Origin of the sequence: Cellulomonas composti (assembly GCF_007990245.1) — a bacterium.
Lineage (GTDB): Bacteria > Actinomycetota > Actinomycetes > Actinomycetales > Cellulomonadaceae > Cellulomonas > Cellulomonas composti.
The window spans coordinates 277,626-296,053 of sequence record NZ_BJWG01000002.1 but is presented as its reverse complement, the minus strand read 5'-3'; the positions used below and the strand labels follow the sequence as shown (position 1 = coordinate 296,053).

9 protein-coding genes are annotated in these 18,428 nt (G+C 73.7%); 8 read left to right on the top strand and 1 reads right to left on the bottom strand.

Annotated elements, in window-relative coordinates:
• Positions 1-242 precede the first annotated feature (242 nt).
• The 7 genes from CCO02nite_RS03905 to CCO02nite_RS03875 all read left to right on the top strand — a co-directional run bounded on the left by CCO02nite_RS03905 (position 243) and on the right by CCO02nite_RS03875 (position 8,439).
• The gene (locus CCO02nite_RS03905; protein ID WP_146841722.1) at positions 243-3,269 is read left to right on the top strand and encodes a Na+/H+ antiporter subunit A; all 3,027 of its coding nucleotides are present in this window, start codon (positions 243-245) and stop codon (positions 3,267-3,269) included.
• 5 nt (positions 3,270-3,274) lie between these two features.
• Positions 3,275-3,748 (top strand): Na(+)/H(+) antiporter subunit C, encoded by a 474-nt coding sequence (locus CCO02nite_RS03900; protein ID WP_146841721.1) that lies wholly within the window; start codon positions 3,275-3,277, stop codon positions 3,746-3,748.
• Positions 3,745-5,340 (top strand): Na+/H+ antiporter subunit D, encoded by a 1,596-nt coding sequence (locus tag CCO02nite_RS03895; RefSeq protein WP_146841720.1) that lies wholly within the window; start codon positions 3,745-3,747, stop codon positions 5,338-5,340. Before CCO02nite_RS03900 ends, CCO02nite_RS03895 begins: the two co-directional genes overlap by 4 nt.
• Positions 5,337-5,909, top strand: coding sequence for a Na+/H+ antiporter subunit E (locus CCO02nite_RS03890; RefSeq protein WP_146841719.1), 573 nt, complete (start codon positions 5,337-5,339; stop codon positions 5,907-5,909). The genes CCO02nite_RS03895 and CCO02nite_RS03890 overlap by 4 nt, the downstream gene beginning before the upstream one ends.
• Complete coding sequence (locus CCO02nite_RS03885) at positions 5,906-6,301, top strand: MrpF/PhaF family protein (protein WP_146841718.1); 396 nt, start codon at positions 5,906-5,908, stop codon at positions 6,299-6,301. The genes CCO02nite_RS03890 and CCO02nite_RS03885 overlap by 4 nt, the downstream gene beginning before the upstream one ends.
• Entirely contained in the window at positions 6,298-6,675 is a 378-nt protein-coding gene (mnhG, locus tag CCO02nite_RS03880) for a monovalent cation/H(+) antiporter subunit G (protein WP_146841717.1), read from the top strand. The genes CCO02nite_RS03885 and mnhG overlap by 4 nt, the downstream gene beginning before the upstream one ends.
• Positions 6,676-6,924: 249 nt before the next feature.
• On the top strand, positions 6,925-8,439 hold the full coding sequence (locus CCO02nite_RS03875; RefSeq protein ID WP_246117324.1) for a phytoene desaturase family protein: 1,515 nt from the start codon (positions 6,925-6,927) through the stop codon (positions 8,437-8,439).
• A 29-nt stretch (positions 8,440-8,468) separates the two neighbouring features.
• Here CCO02nite_RS03875 and CCO02nite_RS03870 read toward each other — a convergent pair whose 3' ends face one another.
• Positions 8,469-8,762 carry a DUF4235 domain-containing protein gene (locus CCO02nite_RS03870; RefSeq protein WP_146841716.1) on the bottom strand — a complete coding sequence of 98 codons (294 nt, stop codon included), beginning with the start codon at positions 8,760-8,762 and terminating at the stop codon, positions 8,469-8,471.
• A 208-nt stretch (positions 8,763-8,970) separates the two neighbouring features.
• On the opposite strand from CCO02nite_RS03870, the gene CCO02nite_RS03865 reads away from it, so the two are divergent.
• On the top strand, positions 8,971-18,414 hold the full coding sequence (locus CCO02nite_RS03865) for a DUF11 domain-containing protein (protein WP_146841715.1): 9,444 nt from the start codon (positions 8,971-8,973) through the stop codon (positions 18,412-18,414).
• Positions 18,415-18,428 lie beyond the last annotated feature (14 nt).

The following is an 18,428-nucleotide window of genomic DNA, read 5'->3' as shown; positions in this document are numbered from 1 at the left end:
CGAACCGGTACCAGCTCGAAAGGGAATCCCCCTGCGCGCGCGGCGCCCGTGGTGTCGAGGTGCTCCCGAGGGCTCCTCGTCGCGGGTGTCGTGGTGGTGGGGCGGGAGGGCGGTGGGGGCGTTGATAAGGTTGGCGGGTCGATCGGCAGCCGGGCGGACGCCTCCGCCCGGCGTGCTCGCACCGCATGACCCTCGACCAACACGTCTGACCACGCCGCCCCCGACAGGACGGAGCCGGACGCGTGCTACTGCTGCTCGCCGTTCACCTGGCGGCAGCCCTCGTTGCGCCCGTGCTCGTGCGGCTGTGGGGGCGGCGGGCGTTCTGGGTCCTCGCGCTGGCCCCCGCCAGCGCCGCCGTCTGGGCGCTGACCTGGACCTCCCGCGTGCAGGCGGGACACATGCCGGTCGAGCAGGTGAGCTGGATCCCCCAGCTCGGGCTCGAGCTGACGTTCCGCATGGACACGCTGTCGTGGTTCATGACGCTCGTCGTCGGCGGCGTCGGGGCGCTCGTTCTCGTCTACTGCTCGGCATACTTCTCCGCCTCGGCGCACGGTCTGGGCCGGTTCGGGGGCGTGTTCGTCGCGTTCGCGGGCGCGATGCTCGGGCTCGTCCTGTCCGACGACATGATCCTCATGTTCGTCTTCTGGGAACTGACGACGGTCATGTCGTACCTGCTGATCGGGCACTACTCGGAACGCAAAGCGAGCCGGCGGGCCGCGATGCAGGCGATCATCATCACGACGGCGGGCGGGCTCGCCATGCTCGTCGGGGTCGTGCTGCTGGGCGAGGCGACCGGGACGTACCGGCTGAGCGAGGTGATCGCGCACCCGCCGGGTGGCACGACCGCGACGGTCGCGATCGCGTGCCTGCTCGCGGGCGCGGTGACCAAGTCCGCGCTCATCCCGTTCCACTTCTGGCTGCCCGCCGCGATGGCGGCGCCCACGCCGGTCAGCGCATACCTGCACGCCGCCGCGATGGTGAAGGCCGGCGTGTACGTCGTCGCGCGTTTCGCGCCCGCGTACTCGACGCACCAGCTCTGGCGCTGGACGATCATCGTGCTCGGCTGCGGGACGTTGCTGCTCGGGGGCTACCGCGCGCTGCGCCAGCACGACCTCAAGCTCGTGCTGGCGTTCGGCACCGTGAGCCAGCTCGGGCTCATCACGCTGCTCGTCGGGCTCGGGACGCGCGCGACCGCGCTCGCGGGGCTCGCGATGCTCGGAGCGCACGCGATGTTCAAGGCGGCGCTGTTCCTCGTGGTCGGCGTGGTCGACGCGGCCACCGGTACACGTGACCTGCGGCGGCTGTCCGGCGTCGGCAAGGAGCTGCCGATCACCGCGCTCGCGGGTGCGCTGGGCGTCGCGAGCATGATCGGGCTGCCGCCGTTCGCGGGCTACGTCGCCAAGGAGGCCGGGCTCGAGGGGATCGAGCACCTCGGTTCCGACGCCGGGATGCAGGGCTCGGCCGCGACGCTCGTGCTGGTGTGCGTCGCGATCGGGTCGGTCCTCACGGTCGCGTACGGGCTGCGGCTGTGGTGGGGCGCGTTCGGGACCAAGTCGGCCGTCGTGCCCGAGTCGGCGCTCGTGCCGGAGTCGGTCGCGACGCAGGAGGACGGCGCGGTCAGCCCCGGCACCGTTCGTCAGGCGGTACCCCTCGTCGGCGCCGAGCCGGCGCCGATCTCGCACCCGTCGCTCCTGCTCGTCTGGCCCGCGCTCGTGCTCGGCCTGCTCGGGCTCGGCGTCGCGCTGCTGCCCGGGCTCGGCGAGCACCTGCTGGCGCCCTACGCGGACACCTACCCGGTGGGCGAGCCGGGCCACCTCGCGCTCTGGGCCGGCTTCACGCCGACGTTCGTGCTCACGCTCGTCATCCTGGCGGCCGGTGCGGCGCTGTTCGTCGTGCGCGACGCGGTCGAGCGCTGGCAGTCCCGTGCGTACCGCGGACCCGAGGCGGACAGGGTGTACCGGCGCTCCATGCGGCGGCTCGACGACGTCGCGGCCGACGTCACCGCGGCCACGCAGCGCGGCTCGCTGCCGCTGTACCTCGGCATCGTGCTCGCGGTGTTCGTCGCGGGGGTAGGGGTGACGACCGTGCTCGGGACGTCCTGGCCCGACGAGGTGCGGGTGTGGGAGCAGCCCGGGCAGGCGGCGTTCGCCGCAGCCGCGATCGTCTCCGCGGTGCTCGTCGCCCGTGCGCGACGCCGGCTCAAGGCCGTCATCCTGCTCGGCATCGGCGGGTACGCCGTCGCGGGCCTGTTCCTGCTGCAGGGCGCACCCGACCTGGCGCTGACCCAGGTGCTCGTCGAGACCGTCACGCTCGTGGTGTTCGTCCTCGCGCTGCGGCGGCTGCCGCCGTACTTCTCCGACCGGCCGCTCGCCGGTTCGCGGTGGCTGCGGCTCGCGATCGGCCTCGCCGTCGGGCTCACGGTCGCGGGCGTCGCGCTCGTCGCGCCCGGGGCGCGGGTGCACCTGCCCGTCACGGAGCACTTCGCCGACGAGGCCGTGACCTGGGGCGGCGGCAAGAACATCGTCAACGTCACGCTCGTCGACATCCGCGCGTGGGACACCGTCGGCGAGATCTCGGTGCTGCTCGTCGCCGCGACGGGCGTCGCCTCGCTCGTCTTCCTGTCCCGACGTACGGGCTCGATCTTCCGCGCCGAGGACGCCATGCGCGACCGGGCCGTGTGGGGCGGTCCGGACCCGATGGCACCGCTGCGCCGCGGCCTGGACCCGGTGCGCAACGAGGCCGCCGCCACGGACCGCGAGTGGCTGCGCGCGGGCCGCACGCTCGCCCCGAACCGCCGCTCCGTGGTGTTCGAGGTCGTCGTGCGGCTGCTGTTCCACACGATGATCGTCTACTCGGTGTTCCTGCTGTTCAGCGGGCACAACGCCCCCGGCGGCGGGTTCGCCGCCGGGCTCGTGACGGGAATCGCGCTCACCGTGCGCTACCTCGCCGGCGGGCGGTACGAGCTCGGTGAGGCCGCACCCGTGCAGCCCGGTGTGCTGCTCGGGCTCGGGCTGTTCCTGTCCGCCGGGGTGGGCATCCTCGCGATGCTCGTCGGCGGCTCGGTGCTCGAGTCGTGGATCTTCGAGGTGGACATCCCGCTGCTCGGCCACCTCAAGCTCGTCACGAGCCTGTTCTTCGACGTCGGTGTGTACCTCGTCGTCGTCGGGCTCGTGCTCGACATCCTTCGCTCGCTCGGCGCCGAGCTCGACCGGCGGGCCGAGACGGGCGAGGACGAGCCGTTCGACGACCTGGCGGGGGGTGCGCGGTGATCGACATGGCCCCGAACCTCGTGCTGGTCGTGACCATCGCGGTGATGTTCACCGTCGGCGTCTACCTGGTGCTCGAGCGCTCGCTGTCACGCGTCCTGATCGGGATCATCCTGCTCGGCAACGGCGCCAACCTGCTGTTCCTCGTCGCGGGCGGACGGGCCGGGCGACCGCCGATCGTCGGGCTCGAGCCCGAGGGTCAGATGTCCGACCCGCTCCCGCAGGCGATGGTGCTCACCGCGATCGTCATCACGCTCGGCATGACCGCGTTCCTGCTCGCCATGGCGTACCGGTCCTGGCAGCTCAACCGGCACGACGAGGTGCAGGACGACGTCGAGGACCGGCGCATCGCGCGGCTCGCCGCGATCGACCTGCGCGCGGTGCAGGACGCCGACACGGAGGAGTCGGGCCAGTCGCTCGACGAGGAGGCCGAGGAGGCGCGCGACGAGACCGACGACCGGCGTGAGGGGGGTCCGTCGTGACCGACCTGTCGTGGCTCGTCCCGCTGCCCGTGGTGATCCCGTTGTTCAGCGCGGGGCTGACGCTCGCGCTCTACCGCCGTCCGCGCGTGCAGCCGATCGTCTCGGTCAGCGCGCTCACGCTGGTGCTGCTGGCCTCCGTCGCGCTGCTCGTCCTCGCCGACGACGGTCCGCTGGTGGTCGACGTGGGCGACTGGGCCGCACCGGTCGGGATCAACCTCGTCGCGGACCGGCTCTCGGCGCTGATGCTGAGCATCTCGTCGGCCGTGACGCTGTGCGTCCTGCTCTACTCGCTCGCGCAGGGCCGCGACGACGACGAGGAGTCCGCGCCGATCTCGATCTACCACCCGACCTACCTGGTGCTGACCGCGGGCGTCGCGAACGCGTTCCTGTCGGGTGACCTGTTCAACATCTACGTCGGGTTCGAGATCCTGCTGGCCGCGTCGTTCGTGCTCATCACGCTCGGCGGCACGCGCGACCGGATCCGCGCCGGGACGATCTACGTCGTCGTGGCGCTGCTGTCCTCGGTGCTGTTCCTCGTCGCGCTAGCCTCGATCTACGCCGCGACCGGCACGATGAACCTCGCGCAGCTCGCGATCAGGCTGCCCGAGATCGACCCGGGAGTGCGGTTGGTGCTGCAGGTCCTGCTGCTGCTCGCGTTCGCGGTCAAGGCGGCCGTGTTCCCGCTCTCGTCGTGGCTGCCCGACTCCTACCCGACGGCGCCGGCGCCCGTGACCGCGGTGTTCGCCGGCCTGCTCACCAAGGTCGGTGTGTACGCGATCATCCGCACGCAGACGCTGCTGTTCCCCGACGGCCGGCTCGACGACGTGCTCATGTGGGTCGCGCTCGCGACGATGCTCGTCGGGATCCTCGGCGCCGTGGCGCAGGACGACATCAAGCGACTCCTGTCGTTCACGCTGGTCAGCCACATCGGGTTCATGGTGTTCGGCATCGCGTTGTCGTCGGACGCGGGCTGGACCGCGGCGATCTACTACGTCGCGCACCACATCACGGTGCAGACGGCACTGTTCCTCGTCGTCGGGCTCGTCGAGCGTGTGGGCGGCTCGACGTCGCTGACCCGGCTCGGCGGTCTGGCCAAGGCCACACCCGTGCTCGCCGTGCTGTTCTTCGTGCCCGCCATGAACCTCGCGGGCATCCCGCCGATGTCCGGGTTCCTCGGCAAGCTCGGACTTCTCCAGGCGGGTGTACAAGCCGGGACCGGGCTGTCGTACGTCCTGGTCGTCGGGTCCGTCGTGACGTCGTTGCTGACGCTGTACGCGCTGGTCAAGGCCTGGAACAAGGCGTTCTGGCAGAGCCCGTCCGACCAGCCGAGGCCGGTCGGGATGCCGTTCGGCATGGTCGGTCCGGCGGCGGCGCTCGTGGTCGTCGGGCTCGTCCTCACGTTCGCCGGCGGGCCGCTGTACTCCTACACGCACCGCGCGGCGGACGCGCTGCGCACGCGCACGCCGTACATCTACGCGGTGCTGCCCGACGGCCAGCGCGGTGAGGGCGAGTCCGCCGAGGCCGCCGACGAAGCCGACGCCGTCGCCCCCGACCCGACGCCGTCGGCGACCGTGGGCGGTGACGGCTCGTGAGCCTGCACCCCCGCCGCGCGCGGCCGCGCCTCTCCTGGGGCACGGTCGTCTGGCTCACCGTCGTCTGGGTCTTCCTGTGGGGCGACCTGACGGTCGCGAACGTGCTCGCGGGAGCGCTGCTCGCGATCGTCGTGACGACCACGCTGCGGATGGCGCCGATCGACTTCCACGGGCGGCTGCACCCGATCGGCATCGCGAGGCTGGCCGGGCGGTTCGCGATGGACCTCGTGCGGGCATCCTTCGAGGTCGCGGCGATCGCGCTGCGGCCGGGCTACGTACCGCGCGGCGCGGTGATCGGCGTGCAGCTGCGCTCGCACTCCGACCTCTACCTGACGATGACCGCCGAGCTCTGCTCGCTCGTGCCGGGCTCGCTCGTCGTCGAGGCGCACCGGTTGACGGGCGTGCTGTACCTGCACGTGCTCGACGTCGACCTCGCGGGGGGCATCGAGACCGCGCGGCAGGCGGTCCTCGACCAGGAGGAGCGCGTGCTGCGGGCGTTCGCGTCCGAGACAGAGCTCAAGGCCGCCGGTCTGTCGAGGCGCCGTGAGCAGACGGGGGTGGACGCATGACGTGGGTCGTGCTCGTGGCCGGCGTGCTCATCGCGGTGGGTGCGGCGTGCTCGATCTTCCGCGCCGAGAAGGGCCCGACGATGCTCGACCGGACGGTCGCGCTCGACATCACGGTCACCGCGGTGATCGCCGCCGTCGCGCTGTACGCGGCCGTCGAGCGACGCACGGACGTGGTGCCGGTGCTGGTCGTCCTCTCGCTCGTCGGGTTCGTGGGGTCGGTGACGATCGCGAGGTTCGCGGCGGTCGAGCCCGAGGGCGAGGGGCGCGTGCGCACGCGCGAGGAGATCGCGGTCGAGGAGGCCGCGCGGCGCAAGGCGGAGCTCGACGAGATGCGCGCAGGGCGCGTGCCCGACGAGCACCACGGCGGCAGTGCGGAGGGGGAGGTGCGATGACGGCGAGCGACTGGGGACTGGTGGCGGACGTCGCCTCGGCGCTCTGCCTGCTCGGCGGTGCGTTCTTCGTGCTCGCGGCGGGCGTCGGCGCGGCGCGCTTCCCGGACCTGCTCGCGCGCATGCACGCCGGCACCAAGCCGCAGACGCTCGGGCTGATCCTCGTGCTCGTCGGGCTCGCGCTGCGGCTGCGCTCGGGAGGTGCGGTGTGGGCGCTCGTCCTCGTGGCGGTGTTCGGCCTGCTCACGGCCCCGGTGGCGGCGCACATGGTGGGCCGCGCGGGCTACCGCACGGGGAAGGTGCACAGCGAGCTGCTCGTCACCGACGAGCTCACGCGCGACCTCTCCGAGGCCGTCGAGCGCGACGCCGACGACTGACGCGCCGAGGCGTCGTCAGGCCGGCCCCTCGCCCCGGACCGCCCAGAACGCCCCCGGACCCGCGCAACGTCTACGGACCCGCGCAACGTCTGCGGACCCGCGCAACGTCTGCGGACCCCGCCGTGGCACGGTCCGCAGACACTCCGGCGGTCCGCAGACGCTCCGGCGGTCCGCAGCCACCCATGAGGTCTGTGGACGCTGGGCGGGGGTGGGTGCACGGCGGTCGCGGGGCGTGGGGTGGTTGGATGGTTGGACGACCAGCGGGCGGAGGCGCGCGTGCGGGGGCAGCGGGCAGGGCACACCGACGTCGTCGTGGTCGGGTCCGGACCCAACGGGCTCGCAGCGGCGGTGACGCTCGCGCGCGCGGGGCTCGGCGTCACGGTGCTCGAGGCGCAGCCGACCACGGGCGGCGGCGCGCGCACGCTCGGCCTGGGTCTGGCGGACGGGCTGGTGCACGACATCTGCTCCGCGGTGCACCCGATGGCGTGGGCCTCGCCGTTCTTCCGCGGGTTCGACCTGCCGGCGCGCGGGGTGCGGCTCCTGACGCCGGAGGTCTCGTTCGCGCAGCCGCTGCCGGGCGGCCGCGCCGGGCTGGCCTACCGGGACCTCGCGCGCACCGTCGACGGGCTCGGCGTCGACGGCCCCGCGTGGCAGCGGCTCGTCGGACCGCTCGCGGCGCACTGGGAGCACGTGGTGCGCGTCGCGATGGGAGACAAGCGGAGCATCCCGCCGGGACTGCTGCCGGGCGGCCTGACGACGGCGGCCGGGTTCGGCCTCGCGGTGCTCGAGCAGGGCACGCGCGCGTGGGACCGGCGGTTCGCCGACGAGGTCGCACCCGCGCTGCTGACCGGCGTGGCCGCGCACGCGATCACGCCCCTGCCGTCGTTCGCGTCCGCCGGCACGGCGCTGCTGCTCGCGGCGCTGGGTCACGCGGGCGCGGGCTGGGCGATCCCGCAGGGAGGCTCGCGCGCGATCACGGACGCGCTGCGCGCCGACCTCGAGGCGCACGGCGGTGTCGTGCGCACGGGCGAGCGGGTGCGCTCCCGGACGGACCTGCCGCACGCGCACGCGTACCTGTTCGACACCACACCGCGCACGCTGGTCGAGGTGCTCGGCGACGACCTGCCGGCGCACGCGCGCCGGACGCTGTCGGCCTTCCGGTACGGCGACGGCGCCGCCAAGGTCGACTTCGTGCTCTCCGCGCCCGTGCCGTGGGCGGCGCCGGGGGTCGCGCGCGCCGGGACGGTGCACGTGGGCGGCACGCGCCGGCAGATGGTCGCGGCCGAGGCCGCGGTGGCCGCGGGCCGGCACGCCGAACGACCGATGACGCTGGTCAGCGACCCGACGGTCGTCGACGGCACGCGCGTGGTCGGCGGGCATCGGCCCCTGTGGGCGTACGCGCACGTGCCGCACGGCTCGGACGTCGACGTGACCGAGGCGGTCACCGCACACATCGAGTCGTATGCGCCGGGGTTCCGCGACGTCGTCGTCGCGAGCCGGTGCGTGCCCGCCGCGCACCTGGCGCGGCACAACGCGAACCTCGTGGGCGGCGACATCGCCGCGGGTGCCACGACGATCCGGCAGATGTTCGCGCGCCCCAGCGCGCGGCCCGACCCGTACGCGACCGGCGTCGAGGGCGTCTACCTGTGCTCGGCGTCGACACCGCCGGGCCCCGGCGTGCACGGGCTCGGCGGCTGGTTCGCGGCCAAGCGCGCGCTGCGCGAGGTGTTCGGCATCACGCAGCGGCCGTCGCTCGCGCCCTGACCGGGCCGGTCGAACGGGTCCAGCTCGGCTCAGTCGTCGGAGTCGCCGCCGATCAGCGGCTCCTCCCAACGACCGGCGGTGAACCGTGCGGTGCCGCGGGTCGCCAGGACGCGCGCGACGGCGGCCGCCGCACCGGTGAGCGCGGCCGCGAGGACCACCTCACCGAGCGCCGCGCCGTGCGGGTCGTCGGCCTTCGGCGGCTCGTGCCCGCGCACCACCTGCCAGGACTGCTTGACGACGGCGGTCGCGACCCACGTCGCGAGGGCGGCGGCGGCGAGCCCGGCGATCATGGCGACCGAGGGCGACGAGGGCTTCTCCGGCATGACCCCGACGCTAGCGCGATCGCGGCGACGGCGCCGTCGAGGGGAGGGCGACGCGGCGGGGGTGCAACGTCCCAGATCCGGCCGGACGTGAGCATCCTCACCCGCCGGATTCCTCCGAATCCTCCGGAATAACGGCATCTGACCAGGGGGAATGCCCGAGGCAACTGGCTAGGGTCGAGACAAAGCTGCCTGCCGGAGGTCCAGTCTCGTGCGCGCCCACCCTTCACCCCGTCAGCACGTCGCCCGCCGTTGGGTGGCCTCGATCGCGGTCTGGGCGCTCGCGCTCGGCATCGGCACCGTCGCGACGGTCGCCGCGGCGGTGGCGACCGCACCGGCGGCGGGAGCCGCGGTCGGCACCCTGACGCTCGGCCACGACGGCACCTCGGCGAGCGTGCTCGCGGGTGAGGACGCGACGATCACGTTCGTGGCGGGGAACGCCGGGGCTGCGGCGGACATCGCCTACAACGTCACGTTCGTCGCGACGCTGCCCCCCGGGGTCACGTACGTCCCCGGCTCGACGACGCCGGCGGCACCCGCGGCGGGCGCGCCGGGAGACCCGCAGGAGCACCGCGTCACCCCCGACCCGCTCGACCCGAGCACCTGGTACTGGGTGCTCGTCTGGTCGAACGTCACCGATCTCCCGGCGGGCGCGGCCACGACGATCGGCTTCGAGGTCGACCCCGACGAGGCGCTCTTCCCGGTGGGCAGCACGATCGACGTCGCCACGGGCGTCTACGGCTCGGCCGACGAGCGCAAGGTGCCCAAGGTCGTCATCACGCCCGGCGGCGCGGTCGTCACGGGCGACGACGCCCGGGCCACCGACGCCCCGAGCGTGCTGGTCGCCCCGGTCGAGCTGACCAAGTCCGAGCCGAGCACCGAGAGCGAGCTGCTGCGCGGGCTCGACGACCACGTCACCACGTACACGCTGCAGGTGCGGACCGCCGAGGCGGCGGGGACCGCCGCCGTCGTGGTCACCGACCTGGTGCCCGCGCAGCTGCACTTCCTCGGTTGCGTGTCGGTGGACCTCCCCGCGGACTGCGCCACGCTCGTCTCGCAGACGACCGGCACGGACGACGAGGGCCGGCCGGTGACCGTCGTCGTCTGGGACCTCGGCGACGTGCCCGCCGGCACGACGGTCGAGATCCGCTACCACGCGGCCGCGGGGACCGACGAGCTCGCGGCGGACGGTACGTTCACGGGCTCCTCGACGAGGCAGGACCCGGACGGCGTCGCCGCGACGAACCGCGCGAGCCTGACCGGCACCTACCAGGGCGAGGTCGACGACGACGCGACGACGGCCGTCACCGTCGAGACCGAGCACACGGTGCGCGTGATGGACGTGGCGCTGCACAAGTCCACGTCGGCGACGGACTTCGTCGTCGGCGGCACGGCCACGTTCACGCTCGAGGTCCGGGTCAGCCAGTACGTCGACGCGTCCGGCCTCACGGTGACGGACACGCTCCCGGACGGCACGTGCCCGTTCGTCGAGCCCGGCACGACGCTCCTGGGCACCTGGCCCGCGGACTGCTCGGCGTTGGAGACGCGGGACACCGCCGGCGCGACGATGACGAGCGCCACCGCGAACGCGGACGGCACGTTCACGCTGCTGCTCACGCTCGACGACGTCGCGGCCAACGGCACGGCGACCGTCACCTACGACACCTACCTGCGCGCCCAGCACGCCGACGGCTCACCGACCTCGACGGGGGACGAGTTCGGCAACGAGGCGCAGGTCGACGGGCTGACCTCGCCCGCGGCCGGCAGCCCGGAGTCCGGCGACCTGGCCGTGACCGACGACTCGTCGGCCGGTGTGGGCACGCAGGCGCCGTCGCTCGTCAAGAAGGTCTGGCCGAACACGACGCGTCAGCCCATCTCCGGGTACGGGTCGTGCCCCGCCTACACGTCCGCGGAGTGGACGACGACGGGCACGCCCGTGGTGCGGCTCGGCGACCTCGTCTGCTTCCAGGTGACCGTCACCGCGGCGCCGGGCGTGGCGCTGCGCGACGCCCTGGTGCGCGACTTCGTGCCGACGGGCATGACCTTCGTCGACGGCGGCATCGTGCACCAGAGCCCGGCGTTCGACGTCGAGCAGGTGCCCGGCGACTCGGCCTGGGTGCTCGGCGACGAGATCGGCGACGCGCGGTTCATGCCCGCCGGAGCGACGGTCACCGCGCAGCTCGTCGCGCAGGTGACGAGCGTGGACCCCTCCGACCTGGACGTGCTGGGCAACCTGGCCAAGCTCCGCTCGAGCGACGCGCAGGGCCGCGTGAGCTCGCAGCGCGCCGAGGTGGAGTTCGGCGTGCTGCCGGCCGCACCCGTCACCCTCGCGAAGACGGTGACCACGGACACCGGGACGTCCGCGAACCAGCAGACCCGCGAGGGCGAGGTCGTCACGTACCACCTGACGGCCACCCACGCGGGCGACGTGGCGGACCAGACCGACTACCCGATCGACTCGGTCGAGCTGTGGGACGCGCTTCCCGTGGGCTTCACGTGCGCCGACGTCGTCGACCCGGCCCTGACCTGCGTGACGCTGACCGACGGACCCGCCGCCGGACGCGACGCCGTGCAGGTCACGCTCGACGGCGCCGACCTGGGCGCGGACGCGCTGCTCACCGTCGGTGAGTCCGTCCTGTTCGACCTGCAGGTGCGGGTGCCGAGCCCGCTGTCCATCGGCTCGGTGCACGTCAACGACGCCTCGGTCGTCGCGTACACGTCCCCGACGACGGACGGGAGGCCCGGGGCCGAACCCGTGACCTACGTGCCCGCGAACTCGCTGGCCGACCCCGACGAGCCGAACGCTCCCGCCGCGAACGCGCAGGCGCGCGTGTTCCTGCCCGGCGCGGCGGTCACCAAGACGCTGACGTCGACCTCGATCACCGAGAGCAACAACGCCTCGGGCGACGCGACGGTCGGCGAGCTGGCGACGTTCCGCTACGCGGCGACCGTCCGGCCGGGGACGTCGGTGTTCGCCGGCAGGCTGGTCGACACGCTGCCCGCCAACGGCCGGTTCGTGATCACCGGCGTGGCGGTCGGCCCGATGCCGGCCGGGGTCACCGTGAGCACGGTGGTCGGCTGCACCCCGAGCGGCACCACGTTCTGCCTGAGCACGACGACGGGCGAGCTCCGGTTCCCGGCGACGTGGACCAACGCGACCGCGGCGGACCAGGTGTTCGCGGTGGACCTGACGGTGCGCATCGCGGACGTCAGCCAGAACACCCACGCCTCGACCCCGCTGAACACGGCGACGCTGTGGAGCCGTGACACCGCGGCCGCGACGACGGACGTCAACCGTGGCTTCGCCGACGCGCCCGTGCGCGTGGTGCTGCCGACCGCCGCGGTGGTCAAGACGCCGCTGAACGGTTCGGGCAGCCCGGTCGACCCGCTGACGGTGGGCGCCGGCGACACCGTGACGTACCGCGTCACGATCACCAACTCCGCCAACCGCCCGCCGCTGCACGACGCGGTCGTCGTGGACTGCGTGCCGCCGGGCCTGACGGTCGTGGCGTCGTCGCTGCCGGCCGAGGCCACCCTGGGCACGAGCGCGGGCACGCCCACGTGTCCCGCGGGCCGCACGACGATCACGTGGGCGGCCGGTTCGGTGACCGCGACGACCTCCGCGGGCACCCGGGTGCTCACCTACCAGGCCACGGTCGACCCGACCGCCGGCTCGGGCGTCGGCTACACCAACCGGGCGGACCTCACGGGCTCGACCCTGAACAACGGCGGCAACGGGATCGCGAACGAGCGCTCGCTCACCGCCAACGACAGCGCCACGGTCAGCGTCGTCCGGCCCGCCGGCTCGAAGCTCGCGGACCGCGAGACGGCCGTGCCGGGTGACGTCATCACCTGGACGGTGAACGCGACCATCCCGGCGAACGCGAACTTCTACGACCTCGCGCTGCTCGACACGGTCCCGGCCGGCCTCGACCCGGCCGTCGGCACCGCGACGCTCACGTGCACCGGCGCGACGGGTTGGCAGGCCGTGTGCGACGCGGCCACGTTCGACACGCAGGGCACGGGCCCGACGAAGGTGGCGTGGCTGTTCGGCGACGTCGCGGCGAGCACCTCGGTGCGCTACGTGACCCTCACCTACACCTCGACGGTGGCCCCCGCGGGCGTCCTCGACGCGGGCGAGTCCGCGACCAACTCCGCGTCGCTCGGCTGGTTCACGACGGCGGCGTCCCGGACGGTCGGCGCGGCCACGACGTTCGAGTCGACGAACGCGCTGGGCACCGACACCGTCGTGATCCACGAGCCGGTGGTGACGGTCGGCAAGTCGGTCAGCGACAGCACGGTCGAGCCCGGGCAGGTCGTCACGTACACCGTGACCGCACAGGCCGGCAGCACGTCGCCGCGCGACGTCACCGCGTACGTCGTCGTCGTCGTGGACACCGTGCCCGCGGGTGTGGTCCCGCTGACCGCGGGCGGCGTGCCGGCGGTCGACGGCGACCTCGTCGGCGGCGGCACCTGGGACGCGACCGCGCGCACGATCACGTGGTCCGTCGCGTCGATCGCGCCGGGCGCGACCGCGACGCGCACCTATCCGGCCCGCCTCGCCGACTCCGACGACCTGGACGGCACGGCGCTGACGAACTCGGTCGTCGCCGACGAGTGGGCGTCGCTGGCCACGGGTGGCCGCGAGTACGGCCCGAGCGCCGCGGCGACCGCGACGATCACGCCGCAGCTCCCGCTCGTGAACACCGCCAAGACCCAGGTCACGGCCAACCCGGTGTACGTGGGCGACGAGGTGGCGTACCGGATCACGCTCACCAACGCCGGCGCAGGTACCGCGCGCACGGTCGACGTGCGTGACGTGCTGCCCGCGAGCTGGACGTTCGTCGCCGGCAGCGCCACCTACCAGGTGGGTGCGGGTGCGCAGCAGCCGCTCGCGAACCCGACCGCCGTCGGCCAGACCCTGACGTGGACCACCGTCGGCGGCGCCGCGCTGAACCTGGCTCCCGGCCAGCAGCTCGTGATCCGGTACGCGGCCACGCCGCTCCCGGCGGCGGCCACGTCGGCCGGTTCGGCCGTGGCGCACACCAACACCGCGCAGGCCGCGCGCGTGACCGACCCCGCGGGCGGCGACTCGTACGACGGCGGGGACGGCTCGTACATCGGCACCTCGGGCAGCGCGACGGCCCGCATCCACACCGCGGACCTCGAGGTCCGCAAGGTGCACAGCACCTGGGTGGCCGGCACGTCGACGAACACGTGGACCGTGACGGTGACGAACCACGGTCCGGACCCCGCGGTGGGCGTCGTCGTGGACGACGTGCTGACCCCGCTGCCCGCCGGCGTCGAGGTGGTCTCCGTGGCCGGAACCGGCTGGTCGTGCTCGTCGCCCAGCGGCGACCTGTCGACCGACGCGCGCTGCACCTACGGCAGCACGCTCGCCGTCGACGCGACCGCGACGTTCGTCGTGGCCGTCGCGATCGACGCGGACGTCCCGTCCGGCACGACGGCGACGAACGACGTGACGGTCGACGCGCGGACCTACGACGACGACCCGGCGAACGACGAGGCGACGAGCACCGCGACCGTGACCACCGTGGCCGACCTCGAGCTGGTCAAGACCGGCCCGACGAGCGTCGCGGCGGGCGGGTCGATCACGTGGACCGTCACGGTGACCAACCGCGGTCCGTCGGTGTCGCGCGGCACGGTCGGTGCCCCGATCGTCGTCGCCGACACGCTCCCCGCGGGCGTCACGGTGAGCACCGTGACCCCGACCGGCGCGACGTGCGACGAGATCACGGGCACCGCGCTGACGTGTCGGCGCACCACGGACCTCGCGGTGAACGGCTCGTTCTCCGTGCAGGTCACGGGCACGGTCGACGACACGCTCGTCGCTGCCGACGGCCCGCTGGTCAACCAGGCCACGGTGACCCCGGTGACCCCGCAGGGCGCGAACACCTACCCCGACACCGACTCGACGAGCACGGCGGTCACGCACGCCGAGGACCTGACGATCGACAAGGACATCGTCGGCGAGCTGCGCGCGGGCGAGACCGGCACGTACTCGATCACGGTCGCCAACGGCGGACCGTCGGTCGCGCGCGGGGTCGTCGTGACCGACGAGCTGCCCGACGGGCTGACGTTCGCCGGGTACGTCGTCTCCGACGACGACTGGACCTGCACGGGCACCACGGACGTGACCTGTGAGCTCGGCACCGACCTCGCGGTCGGCGCCGCGGCCGCGACGACGTTCACGTTCGACGTCGACATCGACCCGGGCGTGACGCAGGACATCGTGAACACCGCAGTGGTGGGCTCCGACTGGCAGGACGACCAGGACGACGACACGGTCACCACGGGCCCGACGGTGATCGCCGACCTCGGCATCACCAAGGTGCACGACGGCGACGAGCTGGTCGCGGGCACCGGGACGACGTTCACGATCGTCGTGACGAACCACGGCCCGGCCGACGCGCCCGGCCCGATCACGATGGCCGACACCGTCCCCTCGGGGCTGCCGGTCTCCGGCACGGTCACCGCGGACGCGGGCACGTGCACCGCGGTCGCCCAGGTCGTCACCTGCACGCTCGCGGGCGGCCTGGACGTCGGCGACGACTGGACGATCGAGGTCCCGGTCGCCGTCGCGGACGACGCACTGCCCGCCACGTACACGAACACCGCGCGCGTCGCCGGCCCGCCCACGCTCGACGAGGGCGACGACGACTGGCCGAACACGGCCGACGACGTGGTCGAGGTGGTCCGCGCCGCGGACCTGTCGATCACGAAGGACGCCGACCCGACGACGGTCGTCGCGGGTGACCCGGACGGCGTGACCTACGCGCTCGTCGTCGAGAACGCCGGCCCCTCGGTGGCCGCGGCGACGGTCGTGACGGACACGCTGCCCAGCGGGCTCGAGCCGGTCTCGGCCACCTGGGCGGGGCACGACGACGCGTGCGCGATCGTCGGCCAGACGGTCACGTGCACCATCGGCGACCTGCTGCCGTCGGCCGACCCGGTGGAGATCACCGTCGTCGCGCGCGTGCGCTCGGGTGTCGCGGACGGCACGACGATCGTGAACACCGCGTACGTGGCGTCGACGACGCCGGACGTGGACGGCGAGGGCCCGACGGGCGACTCGGACGACGCCACCATCACCGTCGACACGGCGGCGACCCTGACCATCGCCAAGACGCCCGACGTGCAGACCGTGCGCGCGGGCGACCCCGCGTCGTTCGACCTCGTCGTCACCAACGAGGGGCCGTCGGACGTGCTGGGCCCGGTGACGATCACCGACACCCTGCCGACGGGGCTGAGCTACGACTCGTCGTCGACGGCCGGCAGCCCGCTGTGGGCGTGCGACGCGGTCGACCAGGAGGTCACCTGCACGCTGGGCGACGGCACCGCGACCCTGGTGGCCGGCGCCGACGCGCCGACGCTGACGATCACGACGATCGTCGACGCGGCCGCGGACGCGGGCACGTACACCAACACCGCGTACGCGTCCTCGCCGCTGACGGGCGACAGCGACCCCGACACGGCCGACGTGGACGTGGTGACCTTCGCCGACCTGGGCGTGACCAAGTCGCACGCGGGCGTCGCGGTGGCCGGTGAGCCGTTCACCTGGACGCTCACGGTGACCAACGGCGGACCGTCCGACTCGCGCGCCACGGCGGACGACCCGATCGTCGTCGTCGACACGCTGCCCGCGGGTGTGACGTTCGCGCCCGGTGACGACGGAACCGTGACCGGCGGCGGGTTCACCTGCGCCGCGGGTGACCCCGTGGTCGTCGGCGGACTCACGCAGGAGACGGTCCGCTGCGAACGTCCGACGACGCTCGTCGACGGCGCCGCGGTGCAGGTCGACCTGCCGGTGCTGCTCGATGCCGACCTGCTCGGCACCGTGACCAACACCGCGACCGTCACGCCCGGCGTCACGCCGCAGCCCGACGACGAGGTGCTCGCCGACACGGGCACCGACGACGTGAGCGTGACCGGCCTGGCCGACCTCGGCGTCGTCAAGACGGTCACCACGCCGGTCGACGAGGTCGTCGCGGGCGGCACGATCACGTGGGACGTGCAGCTCACGAACCACGGTCCGTCGACCTCGCGCGCCGACGCGGACACGCCGATCGTCGTCGCCGACACGCTGCCCGCCGGCGTGCACGGCGCGACGGCCACGGGCGACGGCTGGGTCTGCACCACCGACGCCGACCGCATCACGTGCGAGCGCGACGAGGACCTGCTCGTCGGGCCGGCTCCGGCGATCACCGTGACCGCGACGGTCGACTCCGGCGCGACGACCGAGCTGCGCAACGTCGTCGACGTGTTCCCGGGCCTGACGCCGCAGCCGGACGGTGCGAGCGGCGAGGGCGCGGGCGACGAGCCCGACCAGGACGACGCGGCCGTCACGCCGGGAACCCTGGCGGACCTCGCGATCGCCAAGACGGTCGTCGACGAGCCGCTCGCGGGCGGCACCGGCACCTACCGCCTGCGCGTGACGAACCTGGGCCCGTCGGACGCGATGGACGTGGTCGTCACCGACGACCTGCCCGCCGGGCTCACGTTCCGCGAGGTCGCGGCCTCGTCGACCGGCTCGACCTGGGACTGCACGGGTGACGTCGAGTGCGCGCTGGACGGCCCGCTCGTCGCGGCGACGGTGGTGTGGGTGGAGATCGTCGTGGACGTCGCCCCCGGTCTGACCGGGGACGTCGAGAACACGGCGGTGGTCACCTCGAGCACGCCGGACCCCGACGAGGACAACAACACCGACACCGTGACCAGCGGCTCGGACGCACTCGCGGACCTCGCGGTGGTCAAGTCGCACCGCGGCACCGCACGCGTGGGCGGGTCGCTCACGTTCGACCTCGTCGTGTCGAACGCGGGTCCGTCGGTGGCACGCGACGTGACGCTCTCCGACGTCGTCCCGGCGTCGCTGCAGGTCACGGGCGTGCGAGCGGACGGTCAGGGCTGGACCTGCGCCACGGGCGCGCCGGACGACTCCGGCACCCCGGTGCTGTGCCTGCGCGACGAGCTCGCGGCGGGCGCCACGGCACCCGCCGTGCACGTCGACGTCCTGGTCACCGCGGCGGCCTACCCGAGCGTGGTGAACGTGGTCGACGCGGCGAGCTCGACGCCGTCGCCCGACGAGCCGGGCGGCGCGACGGCGACGGACGACGACACCGTCGACGTGCCGGCCCTCGTCGACCTGGCGATCACCAAGGTCCTGGACGGCGAGCGTCTCCGGGTGGGCCAGCACGGCACCTACGTGCTGACGATCACCAACGCCGGCCCGGCGCCCGACCCCGGACCGATCACCGTGACCGACGACCTGCCCGCGGGCCTCACGTTCGTCTCCGCGAGCACGGCGGCGTCCGACGAGGCGTGCGCGGCCGACGGCCGGCTCGTCACGTGCACGCTCGACGGCCTGGGCGTCGGCGAGCAGGTCGAGGTGCGGCTCGTCGTCGCGGTGGGCGAGGCGGCCACGCCGTCGGTCACCAACGTCGCGTCGGTCACGAGCCCGGCCGAGGACACCGACCCGTCCAACGACACGGACCAGGTCACCGTCCCGGTCGACGAGGACCCGCTCGCCACCACCGGCGCCACGGTCGCGGGCCTGCTCGCGCTGGCCCTCGCCCTGGTGCTCGCGGGCGGCGGCGTCCTGCTGCTGCGGCGCCGGACCACCCGCGCGGCGGCCTGACCACCCGGAGCACC